The sequence below is a fragment of the Stenotrophomonas sp. genome (assembly GCF_032056425.1).
GTDB lineage: Bacteria > Pseudomonadota > Gammaproteobacteria > Xanthomonadales > Xanthomonadaceae > Stenotrophomonas.
The window spans coordinates 1-19,621 of record NZ_DAMBCN010000026.1; the positions used below are offsets into that span (position 1 = coordinate 1).

18 protein-coding genes are annotated in these 19,621 nt (G+C 67.2%); 2 read left to right on the plus strand and 16 right to left on the minus strand.

The window, feature by feature from the left end; translation table 11 throughout:
• From RTY46_RS15765 to flhB, 16 genes are all read right to left on the minus strand, one after another.
• A partial coding sequence (locus RTY46_RS15765) for an MCP four helix bundle domain-containing protein (RefSeq protein WP_312709551.1) occupies window positions 1-1,351 on the minus strand: 1,351 nt, incomplete at its 3' end.
• A 369-nt stretch (window positions 1,352-1,720) separates the two neighbouring features.
• Window positions 1,721-3,712, minus strand: a complete 1,992-nt coding sequence (locus RTY46_RS15770; protein WP_312709553.1) for a chemotaxis protein CheA — start codon at window positions 3,710-3,712, stop codon at window positions 1,721-1,723.
• A gap of 53 nt (window positions 3,713-3,765) precedes the next feature.
• Window positions 3,766-4,131: a response regulator gene (locus RTY46_RS15775; protein WP_038688521.1), complete on the minus strand. Its 366-nt coding sequence runs from the start codon at window positions 4,129-4,131 to the stop codon at window positions 3,766-3,768.
• Entirely contained in the window at window positions 4,128-4,436 is a 309-nt protein-coding gene (locus tag RTY46_RS15780; protein WP_108749540.1) for an STAS domain-containing protein, read from the minus strand. The genes RTY46_RS15775 and RTY46_RS15780 overlap by 4 nt, the downstream gene beginning before the upstream one ends.
• 209 nt (window positions 4,437-4,645) lie before the next feature.
• Window positions 4,646-6,007 (minus strand): chemotaxis protein CheW, encoded by a 1,362-nt coding sequence (locus tag RTY46_RS15785; protein ID WP_312709555.1) that lies wholly within the window; start codon window positions 6,005-6,007, stop codon window positions 4,646-4,648.
• On the minus strand, window positions 6,004-6,786 hold the full coding sequence (locus RTY46_RS15790) for a ParA family protein (RefSeq protein WP_312709556.1): 783 nt from the start codon (window positions 6,784-6,786) through the stop codon (window positions 6,004-6,006). The genes RTY46_RS15785 and RTY46_RS15790 overlap by 4 nt, the downstream gene beginning before the upstream one ends.
• Before the next feature lie 4 nt (window positions 6,787-6,790).
• Entirely contained in the window at window positions 6,791-7,816 is a 1,026-nt protein-coding gene (gene motD, locus RTY46_RS15795; RefSeq protein WP_312709557.1) for a flagellar motor protein MotD, read from the minus strand.
• Between the two features lies 1 nt (window position 7,817).
• Complete coding sequence (locus RTY46_RS15800; protein WP_108749544.1) at window positions 7,818-8,558, minus strand: flagellar motor protein; 741 nt, start codon at window positions 8,556-8,558, stop codon at window positions 7,818-7,820.
• Between the two features lie 101 nt (window positions 8,559-8,659).
• On the minus strand, window positions 8,660-10,501 hold the full coding sequence (locus tag RTY46_RS15805; protein WP_312709558.1) for a chemotaxis protein CheA: 1,842 nt from the start codon (window positions 10,499-10,501) through the stop codon (window positions 8,660-8,662).
• Between the two features lie 2 nt (window positions 10,502-10,503).
• The gene (locus RTY46_RS15810) at window positions 10,504-11,109 is read right to left on the minus strand and encodes a protein phosphatase CheZ (protein WP_108749546.1); all 606 of its coding nucleotides are present in this window, start codon (window positions 11,107-11,109) and stop codon (window positions 10,504-10,506) included.
• On the minus strand, window positions 11,109-11,501 hold the full coding sequence (gene cheY / locus RTY46_RS15815) for a chemotaxis response regulator CheY (protein WP_005413247.1): 393 nt from the start codon (window positions 11,499-11,501) through the stop codon (window positions 11,109-11,111). The genes RTY46_RS15810 and cheY overlap by 1 nt, the downstream gene beginning before the upstream one ends.
• Before the next feature lie 19 nt (window positions 11,502-11,520).
• Window positions 11,521-12,264: an RNA polymerase sigma factor FliA gene (locus tag RTY46_RS15820; protein WP_312709559.1), complete on the minus strand. Its 744-nt coding sequence runs from the start codon at window positions 12,262-12,264 to the stop codon at window positions 11,521-11,523.
• Window positions 12,261-13,148 carry a P-loop NTPase gene (locus RTY46_RS15825; protein ID WP_312709560.1) on the minus strand — a complete coding sequence of 296 codons (888 nt, stop codon included), beginning with the start codon at window positions 13,146-13,148 and terminating at the stop codon, window positions 12,261-12,263. Before RTY46_RS15825 ends, RTY46_RS15820 begins: the two co-directional genes overlap by 4 nt.
• Window positions 13,135-14,778 carry a flagellar biosynthesis protein FlhF gene (flhF, locus tag RTY46_RS15830; RefSeq protein WP_312709562.1) on the minus strand — a complete coding sequence of 548 codons (1,644 nt, stop codon included), beginning with the start codon at window positions 14,776-14,778 and terminating at the stop codon, window positions 13,135-13,137. Before flhF ends, RTY46_RS15825 begins: the two co-directional genes overlap by 14 nt.
• Before the next feature lie 145 nt (window positions 14,779-14,923).
• Window positions 14,924-17,029, minus strand: a complete 2,106-nt coding sequence (gene flhA, locus RTY46_RS15835; protein WP_312709564.1) for a flagellar biosynthesis protein FlhA — start codon at window positions 17,027-17,029, stop codon at window positions 14,924-14,926.
• Window positions 17,026-18,156 carry a flagellar biosynthesis protein FlhB gene (gene flhB / locus RTY46_RS15840; RefSeq protein WP_312709565.1) on the minus strand — a complete coding sequence of 377 codons (1,131 nt, stop codon included), beginning with the start codon at window positions 18,154-18,156 and terminating at the stop codon, window positions 17,026-17,028. Before flhB ends, flhA begins: the two co-directional genes overlap by 4 nt.
• 415 nt (window positions 18,157-18,571) lie before the next feature.
• On the opposite strand from flhB, the gene RTY46_RS15845 reads away from it, so the two are divergent.
• Both RTY46_RS15845 and RTY46_RS15850 read left to right on the plus strand, forming a co-directional pair.
• Window positions 18,572-18,898, plus strand: a complete 327-nt coding sequence (locus RTY46_RS15845) for a hypothetical protein (protein ID WP_312709566.1) — start codon at window positions 18,572-18,574, stop codon at window positions 18,896-18,898.
• Between the two features lie 232 nt (window positions 18,899-19,130).
• A complete protein-coding gene (locus RTY46_RS15850; RefSeq protein ID WP_312709567.1) occupies window positions 19,131-19,574 on the plus strand; it encodes a hypothetical protein in 444 nt (147 codons plus the stop codon).
• The last annotated feature ends 47 nt before the right edge of the window (window positions 19,575-19,621 follow it).

The following is a 19,621-nucleotide window of genomic DNA, read 5'->3' on the forward strand; positions in this document are numbered from 1 at the left end:
TGGCCTGGATCTGGCCGACGATCTGGGTCAGCTGGGCGACAGTGGTGTTGGCATCATCGCGCATGCGGGCGAACACACCGTTGAACTGGCCGTCCATGCGCGCAGTCAGGTCGCCCTCGGCAATGGCCTGCAGCAGCGTGGACAACTGGCCCAGGTTGCCGTCAGCGACCTGCATCATGGTGTTGAGGTTGTCGATCATGGCGCGGAAATCATGGGCGAAGCGATCGGTGTCGCCGCGCTGGCTGAAATCGCCTGCGGCCGCGGCGCTGGCCAGCTGCTGGATCTGCGTGTTGATCGCCAGCAGGCTGGACTTGGCCGCATCCATGGCTTCGTGCAGGAACGCACGCGTGCCCGGCAGGCGCCGCGCATCTTCGGTCAGGTTGCCGCCGGCGTACTGGTTCAGCACGTCGATGGCATCGCGGATCGCATCGAGGTGTTCGAAGATGACGGTGTTGATGCCGCTGGCCAGCTGGCCGTACACGCCGGGGAAATCTTCCGGAATGCGGTGGCTGATATCCGGGCCCGCATGCATCTGCGCCATCAGCTGGGTCTGCTCGGAGAAGCGCCGGAGCATGGCGGTCATTTCACTGGTGGCGGCCAGCATGCGGCCGGCCTCGTCATTGCTGGTGGCCTGGGTGGTCACGCTCAGATCGCCGCGTGAAACTGCCTGGATCGCGTGCACGGCCTTGCCCAGCGGACCGGTGACGGCGCGCGAAATCACCACGGCCAGCGCCGCAGCGACCAGCGACAGCAGCACGATGCAGCTGATGATGGCGATGATGCTGTTGCGATGGGTGGCGTTGGCGGCATCGATCTTGCCCTGCATCTGCGTGCCGAGGAAGGCGCTCAATGCCTTGAGGTCGTCAAAGGCCTTGCGGCGCGCGGGTCTGGACTGTTCATCGGAGATCTGCTGCGCCAGCGCGCTGTCGCCCGCAGCGACGGCTGCACGCAACTTGCCATTGGCAACGAAGTACGCATCCACGTTGGCCTTCACTGGCGCAAACAGAGCGCGCTCCTTGTCGCCTGCCGGGATGACCGCATAGGCATCGAGCTGCTCATGTACGGTCCTGGCGGTGTCATCCATGCGCTTGTTGTAGTCAGCTACCTTGTCCGGCTGGTCGAGCATGGTCAGCAGGGCCATCTCATAGGTGCGGAACTCGCCCAGCAGTGAGCGTGTTTCACCCAGGTACTGCACCGAGGGAATATCGTTGGTGGCCATGGCGCGCAGTTGCGCGTTGGCCTCGGACAGGCGCACCAGGGCGAACACGCCCAGGATGACGGTCATCAGGGTGGTCAGGGTGAACCCCACCGCCAGCTTGCGGGCGATGGGCAGATCGTGGAACCACTTCATGCAGGGTGCTCCGGATGGGCAAGTGCCGTCGCGAACGCGTCGGCGAAGGGGGTCGTTGCAGGAGGGAACGGTCGTGCCGGTGGGGGTTCGGTGAAAGCCGTCAAACCGAGATAGCGGCGCTGCTTGCGGGTACTTTATGGACGGATGTCACATTCGCTGGCGTAGGGATGAACGCCTGCAGGCCGTGTGGGCTGGAGCCTTGGGGTGTGTGGGTGGTTGCGGGGGAAACTACTGGGGCGACCGATGTCACGGTTCAGGGGTCAGAGCCATTTCTGCGAAAGGGATCTGACCCCGGGGATGTGGTCCCGCAAACAGAACCGCCGCCCGGGTGGGCGGCGGTGGGGTAACGCGCAGCGCGGTGGGCGGCGGTCAGGCGGCCTGCGGCATGCGCAGCGAGCGCACCAGGCCACCGATGTCCACGATCAGGGCTACGCGGCCATCGCCGAGGATGGTGGCGCCCGATACGCCACCGATGCGGCGGTAGTTGTTCTCGATGTTCTTGACCACCACCTGCTGCTGGCCGACCAGTTCGTCCACTTCCAGCGCGATCTTCTGGCCATCGCCTTCCACCACCACCACCAGCGATTCGCTGTTGGCGCGGCGGTTGCCGTAACCGTAGTACTCGGTGAGCGACAGAATAGGCAGGTACTCGCCGCGCACGCGCAGCACACGGCCTTCGCCGGCCATGCTGCGGATGTCTTCCGGCTGCGGCTGCAGGGCTTCCAGCACGTAGGCCAGCGGCAGGATCAGCGTTTCGCCGGCCACCGCCACGGTCATGCCGTCCAGGATCGCCAGGGTGAGTGGCAGGCGGATGAGCGTGCGCGTGCCGCTGCCGAGGCTGCTCTCGATCTGCACTTCGCCACCCAGCGCCTGGATGTTGCGGCGGACCACGTCCATGCCCACGCCGCGGCCGGACAGGTCGGTGACCGCATCGGCGGTGGAGAAGCCGGGTTGGAAGATCAGGTCCCAGACCTGCGAATCGGTGGGATTGTCGGGCACGCTCAGCCCGCGTTCCTGCGCCTTGGCCAGAATCTTGTCGCGGTTCAGGCCGCGGCCGTCGTCGCTCACTTCAATCACGATGTGGCCGCCCTGGTGCGAGGCCGCCAGGGTGATGGTGCCGGTCTCGTCCTTGCCTGCGCCGCGGCGCACGTCGGGCATTTCCAAGCCGTGGTCGATGGAATTGCGCACCAGGTGGACCAGCGGGTCGGCGATCTTTTCGATCAGGCCCTTGTCCAGTTCGGTGCCCTCACCGATGGTGCGCAGGCGCACCTGTTTGCCCAGGCGGCTGGACAGATCGCGGACAAGGCGCGGGAAGCGGCGGAACACCGCGTCCACCGGCAGCATGCGCACGCCGATCACCGCTTCCTGCAGGTCGCGGGTGTTGCGCTCAAGCTGGTCCAGACCGGCGAACAGACGTTCGGCGTGCACCGGGTCGATGGCGTTGGAAACCTGCTTCAACATCGCCTGGGTGATGACCAGTTCGCCGACCAGGTTGATCAGTGCATCGACCTTGTCCACGCTGACGCGGATCGAGGTTTCGGCTTCAGCGGCAGCCGGCGTGGCTGCAGCGGCGGCAGGTGCGGATGGTGCAGCGGGTGCGGCAACCGCGCTGGCGGCGGGCGTTGCCGGTGCCTGGGTGGCCAGGCTGGGCGGGGCGGCCGGACGGATGTCCAGTTCGCAGTCGTCCAGCACCCAGGCAAAGGTGTCTTCGATCTTGCTGCGCGGCACCTTGCCGACCAGACCCAGGTCCCAGGCCAGGTGCGCTTCCAGCGGGTCCAGCTGGGCAAAGCCCGGCAGGCGATCCATGCGTGCAGCCACCTGCAGCGAGCCCAGGTGTTCCAGCTCACGGATGATGCGCAGCGGGTCATTGCCGCTCATGAACAGCGACGGCGCCGGGGTGAAGCCGATCTGCCAGGCTTCGGGCGTGTCATCGACCGCAGCGGCCGCCGCGACCGGGGCGCTGGCCGCGGCCTGCCCCGACAGCACCGCTTCCAGGCGTGCCTTCACCGCTGCCACCGCGGCCGGATCGGCGGCCTGGCCATGTTCGGCTTCACGCAGCAGTGCGCGCAGCACGTCCACCGAAGACAGCATGGCGTCCACGGCCGTGGCTTCCAGGGCCCGCTTGCCGGCACGCAGCTCATCGAGCAGCGTTTCCAGCACGTGGGTCAGGCTGGCGATGGTGTCGAAACCGAAGGTGCCGGCGCCGCCCTTGATGGAGTGGGCCGCGCGGAACACCGAGTTGATGATTTCCGGATCCTGTTGCCCCGATTCCAGGGCCAGCAGCCCGGCCTCCATGGCGTCGAGGCCTTCGCGGCTCTCCTCGAAGAAGGTGGCGTGGAAGCGTTGCAGGTCCATGCTCATGGCAGAGGTAATCCGGAAACGTGGGGAAGGGGCGGTTCAGGAGTGCGGGGCGATCAGCCCAGCACCTTCTGTACGGTGGCGACCAGCTGTTCGGGGTTGAACGGCTTGACCAGCCAGCCGGTGGCGCCGGCGGCCTTGCCTTCGGACTTCTTGTCCGCGGCCGATTCGGTGGTCAGCATCAGCATCGGGGTGAACTTGTAGTCCGGCAGCTGGCGCAGCTCGCGGATCAGGCTGATGCCATCCATGTTCGGCATGTTGACGTCGGTGACCACCGCGTTGAAGCGCTGGCCCTTGGCGCGGCCCAGGGCCACGGCGCCGTCTTCGGCTTCTTCGACGGAAAAACCAGCCGAGGTGAGGGCGAAGGAAACCATCTGGCGCATCGACGCCGAATCGTCCACCACCAAGATACGTGCGCTCATGCAGCGTTCTCCACAGATTTCAGGTTGTCATGGGGTACGTCCAGGCCCAGGGCCTGGGTGACGCCCAACAGGCGTGCGGCGTCACGGAAGGTTGCGGTGCAACCGTGGAAGCCGGTGTCCAGCCCGGCCTCGCGGCGGGCCTGCACGAAGGCGCACAGCACCTGCACGCTGGCGGTATGGATGCGGCCGACCTGGCTTGCGTCCAGGGTCAGCTCGCCAGCTTCCGCCACCAGCGGCGAAAGGCGGTTCTTGAGCTCGGTGCTGCTCTCGATGCCGAGATCATCACCCAGTTCGACAGTGCTCATGATTGCTCCGGACAAACGGTTCCGAGATCCATAACGGCACACCGGCGGGGTTCTTTAGGGTTGTTTCGGCGGGAGGGCCATCCATGCGTGGCGCGGATCTTCCCGGCAGGCGCGGCCATCCACGCGTGGCGTGGCTCTACCGGGGATGCGGGTATCCACGCAATGCGTGGAGGGGGTTTGGTAGACCCACGCCATGCGTGGAGGGGGGATCACCCCAACAAGCGGGTCGCGTCGAGCAGGATCATCGGCCGTTGGCCAATGCGCGCCACGCCGCGGAACAGCTCGTTGGAAATCTGGCAGATGCGGGCGGTGTCGGGCGGTTCGATCTGCGAATCGGTGAGGTTGGCCACGTCTTCCACGGCCGACACGCGCAGGCCCAGAATCTCGCCGTTCTCTTCCAGCACCACGATGCGGGTCTGCGCATCGTCCTCGGCGGTGGTGGTGCCCAGGTGCAGGCCCAGGTCCATCACCGGCACCACCTGGCCACGCAGGTTCATGATGCCCAGCATGGCCGGTGCGGTTCCGCGCAGCGGCAGCAGGGGTACGGGCAGCACCACTTCCTGCACCTTCAGCAGCTCCAGTGCGTAGGCCTGCACGCCGCAGCGCAGGCGCAGCCAGCGCGAGGTGCGCTCGCCAGCGCGGCGGGCCTGCGGGTGTGGACTGCTGGCCGGCTGGTGCGCCTGCGATTGCAGTTCCTGCCAGCTGGACGGGCGCGCGCCTGCCGGGGCGTTCACTGCCACGCGCGGCGGCGGCGTCACAGCGGCGCGGGCGACCGGGGCTGCGACAGGCGCGGCGGCCGGAAGGGCCGGTGCCACCGTGGCGGGGGCAGGCACGGCTACCGTTTCACCTTCTGCGGCGGCTTCGAAGGCGGCCTGCAGGGCGGGGCTGTCGATGTGGGCCAGGGCGTGGCTGTCGGCGCTGTCGGTTTCGTAGATCACTTCGTCCGGCAGGTCGTCCCAAGTGGGCTCGGGGCCGGTCGGGGCGGCGGCGGGTTCGGGCGCCGCTGCGCTCGCCAGGCGTGGCCCGGCGCTACCGTCGGTGTCTCCGGTTTCGTAGATCACTTCGGCCGGCAGGTCGTCCCAGGTCGGTTCGCGTTCTGGAGCGGCCACGGCCACGGCGTCGAAGGCGGCCTCCAGCGCTGCACTGTCGCTCTGCGCGGCGGCTGGAACGTCTTCGGTTTCGTAGATGACTTCGGCCGGCAGGTCGTCCCAAGTCGGTTCGCGTTCGGGAGCGGCCACGGCCACGGCGTCGAAGGCGGCGTCCAGCGCTGCGCTGTCGCTCTGCGCGACCGCCGCAACGTCTTCGGTTTCGTAGATCACTTCGGCCGGCAGGTCGTCCCAGGTCGGCTCGCGTTCGGGTGCGGCGACGGCGGGTTCGGGCACCGCTGCGCTCGCCGGGCATGGCCCGGCGCGACCGTCGGTGTCTTCGGTTTCGTAGATCACTTCGGCCGGCAGATCGTCCCAGGTGGGCTCGCGCTCGGCGGCCACGGCCTCGGCAACCGGCGGCGGCGCCACGATGGCTTCGCCCAGCAGTTCGTCCAGATAGTCGTCCAGCACACCGGTGGTGGTCATGCCGCCTGCTCCAGTGCGCGCTCGTCCTCACCCAGGATCCAGTTGAGGGCGCGGCGGTAGGCTGCCAGGCCGCGGCCCGGGTAGTCCTCGCCCACGCTGGGCAGGGTCAGGCCGGCGGCATTGCTGATGCGCGTATCCAGCGGAATGGCGTCCTCCCAGACGCGGCCGACGTGGCGGTCCTGCATGCTGCGCAGCGATTCGTTGCCGGCGCGGGTGCGGCGGTCGAACAGGGTCGGCAGGATCGAGATCGGCAGCGGGCGGCGGCGCGAGCGCTCGACCATTTCACCGGTGCGGACCATGCCGTCCAGCCCGTGCAGCGCCAGCGGTTCGGCCTGGGTGGGAATGATCAGGCGATCGGCCGCGGCCAGTGCGTTGATCATCAGCAGGCCCAGGGTGGGTGCGCAGTCCAGCAGGATGTAATCGTGCTGTCCCTGGTGGCGAGCCAGCGCGTTCTGCAGGGCCAGGCCCAGGCCGGGCTGGTTGGCGCTGCGGCGTTCCAGCGTGGCCAGCGAGGCCTGCGCGCAGACGTAGTCCAGGCCGGTGATCGGGCTGGGGTGGCAGAGCGTGGCCAGATCGGCCGGCGGCGCGCCGAACAGTTCCAGCACGCCGGCCGGCGCCGGCTCGACCGGCACGCCGAAGGCGCGGGTGAGCGAGGCGTGCGGATCCAGATCGATCAGCAGGACCCGGTGGCCGAGCGCGGCCAGGCCGCGACCGAGGGCGAGGGTGGTGGTGGTCTTGCCGACACCGCCCTTCTGGTTGGCGACTGCCCAGATGCGCATCGGATTACTCCTTCATTGCAGGGGGAACGGCGGCGCCGACATGGCTGCCTGCCGACACCGGCGGCAACTGCACCGGTGCAAGGGGGGAAGGGGAAGAGGGGCGTGCCGTCGCCGCAGCGGCGGTGCTGGCCGCAGGTGCAGCGGCATCGGTCTGGCCAGTGGCGGCGTTCAGGCGTTCACTCAGCGGGTCCACCGCATGGCTGGTGTCGGCCAGGATGATGACCATGACCCGGCGATTGCGGTTGCGACCCTGCGCGCTGTCATTGGCATCGCGCGGGCGGAACTGGCCGTAGCCGACCATGGCCAGGCGCGAGGGCTGCACGCCTTGGTCGGCGAACAGGTGGACCACGCTGGCGGCGCGGCCGGCCGACAGCTCCCAGTTCGACGGGAAGGTGGCGGTGGCAATGGGCACGTTGTCGGTGTGGCCTTCCACGCGCACGCTGTTGGGCACATCGCGCAGCACCTCGGCCAGGCTGGCCAGGGTCTGCCGTGCATGCACGTCCAGCGCCGCCGAGCCGGTGGGGAACAGGATGTCACTGTTGATCTCCACTTCGATCCACAGTTCGGTGCGGCGCACGCTGATCATGCCGCGGTCGATCAGCGGCGACAGCGCGGCGGTCAGGCGGTCGGCAATGCTGCTGAGCTGGCGCTCGGCGCGGGCGATCTGTTCCTGGTTGTGCACCGAGACGGGCATGCGCATCTGCGAGGCCATCGACGGCAGCAGGGTGGGGTCGTGCGAGGGGGCCGGCGCGGACGGGCCGATCTTGGTGCCGGACTTGATGACCGAGGGGCTGTCCCAGCCGCCGCCCTGCACCTGCTTGTTGCCCACCTGCACGGGATTGATGGTGCGCGGGGCGCCGCCGAAAGCATCGGTGAGCGCATCGGCCATGATGCGGTACTTGCCCTCGTTCACCGAGGAAATGGCGTACATCACAACGAAGAACGCCAGCAGCAACGTCATCAGATCGGCATAGGGGATCGCCCATGCTTCATGGTTGGCGTGCTCTTCGTGGTGCTTGCGGCGGGCCATGTCAGTGCAGGAAGCCGGAAAGGTTGGTTTCGATGTTGCGCGGGTTCTCGCCCTGGGCGATCGAGATCAGGCCTTCGATGACCATTTCGCGGTCGCGCGAGTTGTGGGCGATCACGCCCTTCAGCTTGGCCGCGATGGGCAGGAACAGCAGGTTGGCCGAGGCGATGCCGTAGATGGTGGCGGTGAACGCGGCGGCGATGCCGTGGCCCAGCTTGCTGGGGTCGGCCAGGTTCTTCATGACCGCGATCAGGCCCAGCACGGCGCCGATGATGCCCAGCGTGGGCGCGTAGATGCCCATGGCTTCGAATACCTTGGCGCCGGCCTGGTCCTGGTGCTCCTGGCTGCCCAGTTCGATTTCCAGCATGTGCCGGATCGATTCGGGCTCCACCCCGTCCACCAGCAGCTGCAGGCCCTTGCGCAGGAACGGATCGCGCTGCGCTTCGACCTGCGATTCCAGGCCCAGCAGGCCCTGGCGGCGGGCGATGTTGCTCCATTCCACGATCTGCTGGATCAGTTCGCGACGGTCGCTGTGCGGCGGGCGCACGACCCAGCGCACGATCTTGAAAGCATGCTTGAACACGGCCGGCGCGGTGTGCAGCAGGATGGCGGCCACGGTACCGACGATGACGATCACGAAGGCGGCCGGCGACCACAGCGAGGCCAGGCCGGCGCCCTTCAGAATGCTGCCGCCGACCAGCGAGGCCAGGGCAAGGAAAAGTCCAATGAGGCTGAGTCTATCCATGGGTCCGGTATCGGCGTGTGTGAATGGGACTTGAGACACCGGTGGCGCGTGTACAGACGGTAGTCACAGTTTTCGGGGTGCCGGGCAGGGCCCGGCGGGCGTCATCTCAGGCCATCCACGTCCAGGATCAGGGCCATGCGGCCATCGCCGATCAGCGTTGCACCGGCGTAGCCACGCAGGCCGCGCAGGGCCTTGGGCAGCGGCTTGATGACCACTTCTTCGCGGCCACGCACCTGGTCGACCACCAGCCCGAAACGGGCCTCGCCGGCCTGCAGCACCACGATGGTCAGCAGGCTGGAGGCGGCCGGGGTGACGTCCAGCCACTGCCGCAGATCGATCAGCGGCAGCGTGTGTGAACGACGGTCGAGCACGGCGCGGCCGTCGAACCAGCCCAGCGAGGTGCGCGGTGCATGCAGCACCTCCATCACGCGGGCCAGCGGCAGGGCGTAGACATCCTCGCCGGCCTGCACCAGCAGGGTGGGCAGGATGGCCAGGGTGAGCGGCACGCGGATCAGGAAGCGGCTGCCACGGCCCAGTTCGGACTGGATCTGGATCTGCCCGCTCAGTTCGCGGATACGCGACTGCACCACGTCCATGCCCACGCCGCGGCCGGAAATATCGGTGACCTGCTGCTTGGTGGAGAAGCCGGGCAGGAACACCAGGTGCAGGCATTCCTCGCTGCTCAGGCGGGCGGCGGCCTCCGGGTCGATCAGGCCCTTTTCGCGTGCCTTGGCGCGCAGCTTTTCCGGGTCGATGCCAGCGCCGTCGTCCTGCACTTCAATGCTGACGTAGTCGCCTTCCTGCTGTGCCGACAAACGCACGTGGCCCATGCGCGGCTTGCCCTGCGCCTCGCGCAGGTCGGGCATTTCCACGCCGTGGTCGATGGCGTTGCGCACCAGGTGCACCAGCGGATCGGCCAGTGCCTCCACCAGGTTGCGGTCCAGTTCGGTTTCGGCGCCGATCAGCTCCAGATCGACTTCCTTCTTCAGCGAACGGGCAACGTCGCGGGCCACCTTGGGGAAGCGCGAGAACACCTTGCCGACCGGCTGCATGCGGGTGCGCATGACGGCCGACTGCAGGCGAGCGGTGGCGATATCCAGGGTGGACACCGCACGGTCCAGTTCTTCATCGCGCAGGCGGGTACGCAGCGTCTTCAGCCGGTTTCGTGACAGCACCAGTTCGCCGATCAGGTTGACGATCGCGTCCAGGCGCTTGGTGTCCACGCGCACGGTGTGTTCGGCCTCGGCCAGCGGTTTGGCCGCGGCGGGCTTGGCCGGCGCAGCAGCAGGCGCGGCAGCCGGGCGCGGCGCCGGGGCCGGGGCCGGCGCTGCAGCCACCGGCTTGCTGCCGGGTGCGGCGCCGCCATGCAGCTGGTCCAGCAACGCTTCGAATTCGTCCTCGCTGATCAGGCCATCGTCGGCCTTCTTCGCCGGGGCCACGGCCGTGGGCGCGCCGCCGCCGTGCAACTGGTCCAGCAGGGCCTCGAACTCGTCGTCGGTGATCAGGTCGCTGGTGCCGGCGGCCGGTGCGGTTGCCGCCGTGGTGCTGGCCACTGGCGCGGCGCCGCCGTGCACGTCGAACTGGGCGATCAGTTCCGGCGGGGCGTAACCCGGCTCGGTACCCGATGAAACGGCGTCGAGCATGGACTGCAGGTAGTCCAGCGACTGCTGGGCCGCGTCGAAGTGGTGCGACTGCAGTACCGCCTGGCCGGCACGGGCGGAGCCCAGAGCTTCTTCGGCGGCGTGGCACAGTTCCACCATGGCAGTGATGCCAAGGAAACCGGCGCCGCCCTTCAGCGTGTGGTAGCCGCGGAACACGGCATTGAGCTGGTCGCTGTCCTGCGGTGCCTGTTCCAGCGACACCAGCTGTTCGCCCAGTCGATCGAGGATCTCCTGTGCTTCGATGATGAAATCGGCAGTGATGTCGTCGGCAACCGCGCTCATGCTTACAGCCCCAGGTCCGACAACAGGTCGTCGGCGTCGTTCTGCGAGACCGCGTGGCGGTCCAGTCCCTTCAGTGCCGGCCCGGCCAGTTCCGGGTCGGTGCGATGCTGTTCCGGCGGCAGGCCGAGTGCGCCGAAGCCTTCGTGCACGCGGCGGACGATGCCGACCACGCGCCGGATGATCTGCCCGGTCAGGTCCTGGTAGCTCTGGGTCAGGGCGATCTCGGTCAGGTTGTGGCGGATGCGCTCCAGCTGCACGTCCTGGCCCGGCTGCAGGCCATCGGCGCGCAGCTGTTCGGTCAGGGCGCGGCATTCTTCGGCCAGGTCCAGGGTGCGGTGGGTGGCCTGTTCGGTCATGGCCACCACGTGGTCCAGGCGCGCGCAGGCGTCGTCCAGCTCGCCGGCTTCGTCGGGCACGGTCGGCAGCTCGCCCAGGGCCTGGCCCAGTTCACGGGCCAGCCGCGAAAGGCCGCTCATCATCGGCTGGGTGCGTGCGGCCACCAGGCTGTCGATGCGCTGGCGCCAGGCGCTCTCGTCGCCCGCTTCCAGCGCATCCAGTGCTTCCTGCAGGCGCAGGGCCAGGGCGCTCTTGTCCACCGTGGTATCCATCAGGCGCTGGCCGCCAGGCGTTCGAAGATCTTGCCCAGCTTCTCTTCCAGCGTCTGCGCGGTGAACGGCTTGATGATGTAGCCGTTCACCCCGTTCTGCGCCGCTTCGATGATCTGCTCGCGCTTGGCTTCGGCGGTGACCATCAGCACCGGCAGGGTCTTCAGCTTGGCATCGGCACGGATGGCCTTGAGCAGTTCGATGCCGGTCATGACCGGCATGTTCCAGTCGGTCACCACGAAATCGAAGGGCTGGCTCTGCAGCAGTGACAACGCAGCATGCCCGTCCTCGGCTTCGGCGGTATTGGTGAAGCCCAGATCGCCCAGCAGGTTCTTGACGATGCGACGCATGGTCGAAAAATCGTCAACGATCAGGATGCGCATGTTCTTGTTCAAAGCAGAGTTCCTTTGTTGTTCAATTCTCGAGGCCGGCGTCGGCCGCCTCGAACACTTTCAGTCGGCCACGCAGGCGCAGCACTGCCTGGCCATGGATCTGGCAGACCCGCGATTCGCTCACGCCGAGCACCGCGCCGATCTCTTTCAGGTTCAGTTCCTGCTCGTAGTAGAGCGAAAGCACCAGTTGTTCGCGTTCGGGCAGGTGGCCGATGGCCTTGCCCAGTTCGCGGCCGAATTCGCCGCGTTCCAGCACCTGCTGCGGGGTCGGGCCGCCCTGGGCGATGGTGTCCAGCTCGCCCTGGTCCTCGATGCGCGATTCCAGGCTCAGCACCTGCCCGCGCGAGGCGTCTTCCATCAGGCGCAGGTAGTCCGGCAGCGGCATCTCCATGGCCGCGGCCACTTCGGTAGCGCTGGCGGCGCGACCGCTGGTCTGTTCCAGCCGGCGGATGGTGGCGGCGGCATCGCGTGCACGGCGGTGCACCGAGCGCGGCACCCAGTCGCCACGGCGGATCTCGTCGATCATCGAGCCGCGGATGCGGATCGAGGCATAGGTTTCAAACGAAGCGCCCTGGTCGGCGTCGTAGCTGCGCGAGGCCTCGATCAGACCCATCATGCCGGCCTGGATCAGGTCGTCCACTTCCACGCTGGCCGGCAGGCGCGCGGCCAGGTGGTGGGCGATGCGCCGCACCAGGTCCGAGTGCTGCACGATGACATCGGTGGCCGAGGCGCGCTGCACCTCTTTGTACTGGGCTGCGCCTTTCATGCGGTCACCCCGCGCTGCTTCAGGATGCGTTCCAGGAAGAATTCAACGCCACCGCGCGGCTCGGTCGGAGCCTGCCAGCGCGCGGTGCGGCGGGCGATCTCGGTGATCGCCAGCGCGGCCGGGCTGGACGGGTAGGCCTTCACCACCGGCTGCTGGCGCTGCACCGACAGGCGCAGCCAGTCATCCTGCGGCACGCAGCCCAAGTAGTTCAGCGAGACATCGGCCAAGAACTTCTCGCAGACGCGCGTCAGCTTTTCATACAGCACGCGGCCTTCGTTGGGGTCGCGCACCATGTTGGCCACCACCTGGATGCGGTCCACCCCGCGTTCGCGCGACAGCACCTTGATCAGCGCGTAGGCGTCGGTGATCGAGGCCGGTTCATCGCAGACCACCACCACGGTGTCCTGCGCGGCCTGGCAGAAGGTCAGCACGCCATCAGTGATGCCCGCGGCGGTGTCCACCACCATGATGTCCAGCTCGCGTTCCAGCTCGGAAAACACGTTGACCAGACCCACGTGCTCGGCCGGGGCCAGTTCGGCCATGTGCCGGCGGCCTGACGCGGCCGGGACCACCAGCACGCCGTTGGGGCCTTCGATGATCACATCGTCCAGCGAGCAGCGGCCGGCCACCAGGTCGGCCAGGGTGAAGGTCGGGTTCAGGCCCAGGATCACGTCGATGTTGGCCAGGCCCAGGTCGGCGTCCAGCAACAGGGTGCGCTTGCCCATGCCCGCCAGCGCCACGGCCAGGTTGGCCGACACGTTGGTCTTGCCCACGCCGCCCTTGCCACCGGTCACCGCGATGGTGCGCACAGGGCCCAGCGGCTCGCTGCGGGTGGCCGTCAGCGGGAAGGTGGTGGTCAGCTTGGCGTACTCACGCGACGGCATGGTTCAACTCCGGGTTGCAGGGCATATCGGCCGCTCGGCGCAAATCTTCAAGGCGAAGTACAAGATTGGCTGCAGATGCTCGGTGCAGGTCGTCCGGCACGTCCTGGCCGTCGGTCACCCAGGTGATCGGCAGCTGGTGGTCCACGGCCACCGACAGGGCGTTGCCGAAGCGGCCGGTCTCGTCCAGCTTGCTCAGCACCAGGCCCTGCAGGTTGGCCGCGCCGAAGCGGCGGACTACCTCGTCCATGTCGCCGAAGCTGGTGTTGGCCGGCAGCACCAGCAGGGTGCGGACCTGGCGGGCGGCGCGCAGCCACTGCAGCTGGGCGGCCAGCGCGCGGTCGCGCGGGCCCAGGCCGGCGGTGTCGATCAGCACCAGCTTGTAGTCCTTCAGGCGTTCCAGCAGCTGGTCCAGGTCGGTGCCGCTGTTGGCTTCGTGCACCGCGATGCCCAGCTGGCGGCCGTAGCCGTACAGCTGTTCACGGGCGCCCACGCGCAGGGTGTCGGTGGTGACCAGGGCGACATCGCGGGCGGCATGGGTTTCGGCGAAGCGCGAGGCCAGCTTGGCGATGGTGGTGGTCTTGCCGGCGCCGGTTGGGCCGACCAGCGCGATCACGCCGCCTTCTTCCAGCGGATCGACCGGGGCGATCGGCAGCTTGCGCGAGATCAGCCCCAGCATCAGGCCGCGGCCGCGGTGGGCCTCGGTCTCTGCCGGAATCTGCATGGCCACGTCGCGGGCCAGGCCGGCATCGAAGCCGTACTCGTCCATCAGGTCCAGCGCCGCACCGCGCACGGCGTTGCCACGCAGGCGCTCGTCGGTGAAGCGGTTCATCTCGCGCTCGATCACCTGGCGCATGCCGGCCACTTCCTGGCGCAGCTGGCGGATCTCGGCATCATCCTGGGCCACCACGGTCACCACCGGCGCCGGCATCAGCTGCGGGGAGGGTTCGGGCTGCGGCGCGGTTTCGGCCAGTGCCGGGGCCGGCTGCTCGACGGTCACCGCCGGCTCGGCCGCGATCACGGCGGCGGTGGCTGCTTCGGCTGCTACCGGCAGCGGCGGCGGCAGGGCGGCAGTGTCCTGCGGTTCGTCGTGCGGCGGATCGATCAGGAAGCGGGCGCGGTTGATCGGGGCCGGCGCAGCGGCCGGTGCCGGCGGGGCAACGATGGCCTCGGCGAACGGAGCGAAAATCTGTTCCGGCAGTGCCGGTTCGTTGACGCTGGCGCGAGCAAGGGTGTCGGCGAAGCCGGTGCTGCCACGGGTCGGCACGATCTCGTCGGCGCTGTCCAGGGTGCGGCCGGTGGCGCCGACGGCGGCGCGGGCCAGGGCGGCCACGGCCGAGGTGGTGGCCGCGATCGGTTCCGGCGCCGGGGTGGCGCTGCGGCGGCGGGTCACCGCGGCGATGACCGCATCGGCAGCGGTACGCGGCTTCGGTGCCGGCGGCGGCGCGACATCGCGGCGCGAGGCATCCAGTGCACGCTGCACCACACCTTCGTCGTAATGGGCGGCGGCCACGATTTCGATACCCTCCTCGATCCGGCGGTTGGACAGGATCACGGCATCGGGCCCGTGTTCCTTGCGCACCAGGTTCATGGCCGAGCGCATGTCGGCGGCGACGAAGCGTTTGATTTTCATGCTGTGATCACGGGTCGAAGACGGCGGATTGGCGGTCGGAGAACGCGGGTGGTCGGTGGTCTGCACGGTTCGGGTTCCCCTTGGAATCTGTCGGTTGCTGCAATTGAAAAGTGGTGTCTGTTTTCTGGCGCTACGGTGGGCGGCGTCAGCTGATCGTTCCGACCAGCTTCAGGCGCTTGTCCTCCGGCACCTCGCTGTAGGCCAGGACCGACAGCGACGGAACGCTGTGGCGGACCAGGCGGGCCAGCGCGGCGCGCACCGGGCCCGGTACCAGCACAACCGCGGGCTCGTTGCGGGCTTCCTGCTTGCTGACACATTCGGCCAGGCTCTGGTGCAGTCGCTCAGCGAGTCCGGGTTCCAGCGCGGCGCCGTTGCCCTGCGTGGACTCCTGCAAGACACGTTCCAATTGCGGGTTGAGGGTGAACACCGGCAGCTCCGCCGACATTCCGGCGATTTCCTGCACGATGAAGCGGCCCAGCGCGTTGCGCACGGCGGCAGTGAGGGTGGCCGGGTCCTGGCTGGACGGGGCGTGCTCGACCAGTGCCTCGGCGATCTTGCGCAGTTGGCGGATCGGAATGCGTTCAACCAGCAGGTTCTGCAGCACACGCACCACGGCCGACAGCGGCAGCGCCTTGGGCGTCAGATCTTCGACGAGCTTGGGCGCACTCTTGGCCAGGTTGGCCAGCAGATGCTGCACTTCTTCATGGCCCAGCAGTTCCGGCGCATGTTCGCGGATCAGGTGCGACAGATGGGTGGCGACCACGGTGGCCGGGTCAACCACGGTGTAGCCCAGGGTTTCGGCCTGTGCGCGCTGGTGCGGCTGTATCCAGGTGGCATCCAGGCCGAAGGCGGGGTCCTTGCCGGCAATACCTTCCAGCGGGCCCAGCGCACTGCCCGGGTCCAGTGCCAGTTCGCGGTCGGGGTGGATCTCAGCCGTGGCCACCGGCACACCGTGCACCAGCACGCGGTAGGCGTTGGCGGGCAGTTCCAGGTTGTCGCGGATATGCACCGAGGGAATCAGGAAGCCGACGTCCTGGGTCAGCTTGCGGCGCACGCCCTTGATGCGCGCCATCAGCTCGCCGCCCTGGTTGCTGTCCACCAACGGAATGAGCCGGTAGCCCACTTCCAGCCCCAGCGGATCGACCGGGCGCAGTTCGTCCCAGCTCAGTTCGGCGGTCGGTGCCGGGGCGGCGGGGCGGCCCAGCGCGTTCACCGGGCCGTTCTCGCCGGCCTTGGTGGCATCGTCGGCGGCCGGCAGCTGGGTCTTGCGGTACAGCTTCCACGCGATGAAGCCCAGGATCGCCGCCAGTGTCAGGAAAGCGACGTTCGGCATGCCCGGCACCAGGCCGACCAGGCCGATGATGCCGGCGGTGATCGCCAGCGCCCGGTACTGGCCGAACACCTGGCCGGTCATGGCCTGTGCCATGTCCTGCGAGCGCGAGGCGCGGGTGACCAGCATGGCCACGGCGCTGGACACCAGCAGGGCCGGCAGCTGCGCCACCAGGCCGTCACCGATGGACAGCAGGGTATAGGTGGCGGCCGCTTGACCGAAGGGCATGCCGTGCTGCAGAACGCCCACGGCCAGGCCGCCCAGCATGTTGATGAACAGGATCAGGATGCCGGCGATCGCATCGCCGCGGATGAACTTGCTGGCGCCGTCCATCGCACCGTAGAAGTCGGCTTCCTCGCGCACTTCCTCACGGCGGGCCTTGGCTTCTTCACGCGTCAGCAAACCGGCGTTCAGATCGGCGTCGATGGCCATCTGCTTGCCGGGCATGGCATCCAGGATGAAGCGGGCGGTCACTTCCGAAACGCGGCCGGCGCCCTTGGTGATGACCACGAAGTTGATGATGGTCAGGATCGCGAAGACCACGATGCCGACCGCGTAGTTGCCGCCGATCACGAACTCGCCGAAGGCAGCGATCACCTTGCCGGCCGCTTCGTGGCCGTTCTGGCCGTTGAGCAGGATCACGCGCGTGGAAGCCACGTTCAGCGCCAGGCGCAGCATGGTGGTGACCAGCAGCACGATGGGGAAGATGGTGAAATCCAGCGGACGTTTCACGTAGACCACCGCCAGCAGCACCATCAGCGAGATGGCGATGTTGAAGGTGAACAGCGCATCGAGCACCGGGGCGGCCAGCGGCACCACCACCATGGCCAGCAGGGCCAGCACGATCAGCGGCGCGCCAAGACCCTGGCGGATCATGTCGAGCACGCGGCGGCTGTTGAAACCAGAGGTCTGGGCGTTCATGGGCGGCCTCCAGTGCCGAATTCATCCACATCGATGTGGGGAGTGGACGGCATCGGGCCGGTCCGCCAGCTGCGCAGCTGGTAGACGTAGGACAGCACCTGGGCGACGGCTGAATACAGTCTCACGGGAATTTCCTTGCCGAGTTGACCCTCCCGATACAAGGCGCGTGCCAAAGGCGGGGCCGAGACGATGGCCACCTTGTTGCCGTCGGCCACTTCACGGATGCGCAGGGCGGTTTCGTCCACGCCCAGCGCGACCACGGTGGGGGCGCTCATGCGGCTGCCTTCGTACTTCAGGGCCACCGCGTAGTGGGTGGGGTTGACCACCACCACGTCGGCGGTGGGCACCGCTTCCATCATGCGGCGGTTGGCCATCTGCTGCTGCAGCTGGCGGATGCGCCCCTTCACTTCCGGGCTGCCTTCGCTTTCCTTCATTTCCCGGCGCAGCTCTTCACGGGTCATCTTCAGCTTGCGCATCCAGTTCCAGCGCTGGTACGGCGCATCGATGGCGCCGAGCAGCAACATGGCGCCGGCGGTGGCCAGCAGCAGCTTCAGGGTGAAGCCCAGGCCGTGGCCGATGGCCGACTCGAGCGGCTGGTGCAACAGCCCGCGCAGGGCATCGAAGCTGCTGGCGAACACCAGGGTCGCGGCGGCGCCGACGAAGCCCACGCGCAGCAGCGACTTGGTGAACTCGGCCACCGCCTCGGCACCCCACATGCGCTTCAGGCCGGCAATGGGGCTGAGGCGCTTGGGGTCGGGTATCAGCGATTTGTTCGACCAGCGCAGCCCGCCCATCACCAGCGGCGACAGGAAACTGGCCAGGAAGCACACCACCAGCAGCGGCCAGCAGGCCAGGATCAGGCGCAGGAACAGCCAGCCGAAGTGGCCGAACAGGGCCTGCGGGTTCTGCCACAGGGCCGGCTCGGGGCTGAGCGCGGCGCGCATCCAGGCGTGGCCGCCGGCGGCGATGGAGCTGCTGGTGGCCATGATGGCGATGACCGCCGCACCGAACACCGCCACGGTGGCCAGCTCGCGCGAGCGCGGGATGTTGCCCTGTTCACGGGCATCGCGCAGGCGTTTTTCTGTGGGTTGTTCGGTTTTTTCGCCTGCGTCTTCGTTCTCGGACATCGCGGTGCACTACGGCGGGGAGTGCCGGGGTGCCTGCAAGAACTGTTCCGAAATGTCTCAGCGCATTTCAGCGGTCCATGGTTCCGTCCGCTGACGGCTGCCCTCTATCGGCAGGGCCGGGTGAATCCGACAATCCACTGCGCGAGACGGTGGTGTAGGAAAATACCTACGCAAAGATAATGTTGACAGAAAATAACAGGCGCGATGATGCTCGGTCCTGTGTCACCTGTATTGCTGGAACAAGCAACGTTCTTCCAACGAGGAAATGTAGCCATGGCAGTTCAAGGGATTGATCCTTCGACCATCTCTGTGTCGAAGCAGGGCAGGGTTCGTCATCAGGACCTCTAGGCGAGCGGGTTGGCTGACAACATCGGCACTGTCGTCAAGGCTGGCGGCGCCAATGATGCAGAGGCGTGTGTTCGAAGATCTCGTCGCAATCAGGCACAACAATTACCAGATAACCCTCGACGGCGATGCGGAATGGCACGACAGAACCCGGCTTCTGGCGAACAAGTCCGGCACGTTCGATGTCATCTGGAACAATCTCGTGCAGATGCAGGGGCTCCAGCAGGACTTCCGGATCACGCTGCGCCTTCATGTGCATTCGGAGAACATCGAATCTGTCCGCCGGCTTTACATCAATGTGCAACAGACATTCGGCGCTGATGATCGCTACCAGGTGTTCTTCCACCGTGTGTCAAACCTCAGTGGTGAAAAGGGCATTCCGCAGACATTGCGGTGACGTCGTCCGGTGCCGTGAGCATCACTGACGAAGCAGCACAGTCTCTGCAGCGCAGGGGCGACCGTATCAGCCCCAAGGCGAACAGCGGTTGTTCCAATCCAAGCTGCAACGTCAGCTGCACCAATACCACTGACTGTACCGGTACGAACAACCGGGGCTGCACCAATCGTCATATCTGCTATGTCGAAGATGTCCCGGTTTTCGAATAAGCCACTTTCTGGAGGAATGATCCATGGAAAAATTCGATGATCGTCGTCGCCAACTGCTGAGATTGGCGCCCATGGGGGCCGCAGCATTGCTGGTGGGAGGTGTAGGGACCGCAACCGCTGCACCTGCGGCCAACAGATCCGTAACGGCCAGGCATTCAGGCGCGGTCGCTACGCTGGATTTTCTGGTCAAGGTGGACTCGCTGGATCCGCACGTGCAAGCCCGCAACAGTTCAGTGATTGTCGAGGTCAAGGAGAACCAAGCGTTCAATCTTCTTGCCACGCCGCTGTCGGCGCCCTATCTGCTACGTGTCGCACGCGATGCCGACGCCAGTACCGGAGGGTATGACATGTTTACGGTGTCGCTCCTGGATGCAAAGGGCCGTCCGCTTGAACAGTCCATCATCGATGAGACTTCTACCGCGCGATTTGTTCGGCAGCAGATATCCATCAACCTGCGGGTGAAGTAGCCCGCTGCTGGCTCTGCGCGGAGCATGATCGCCGTCCACACGCTCAG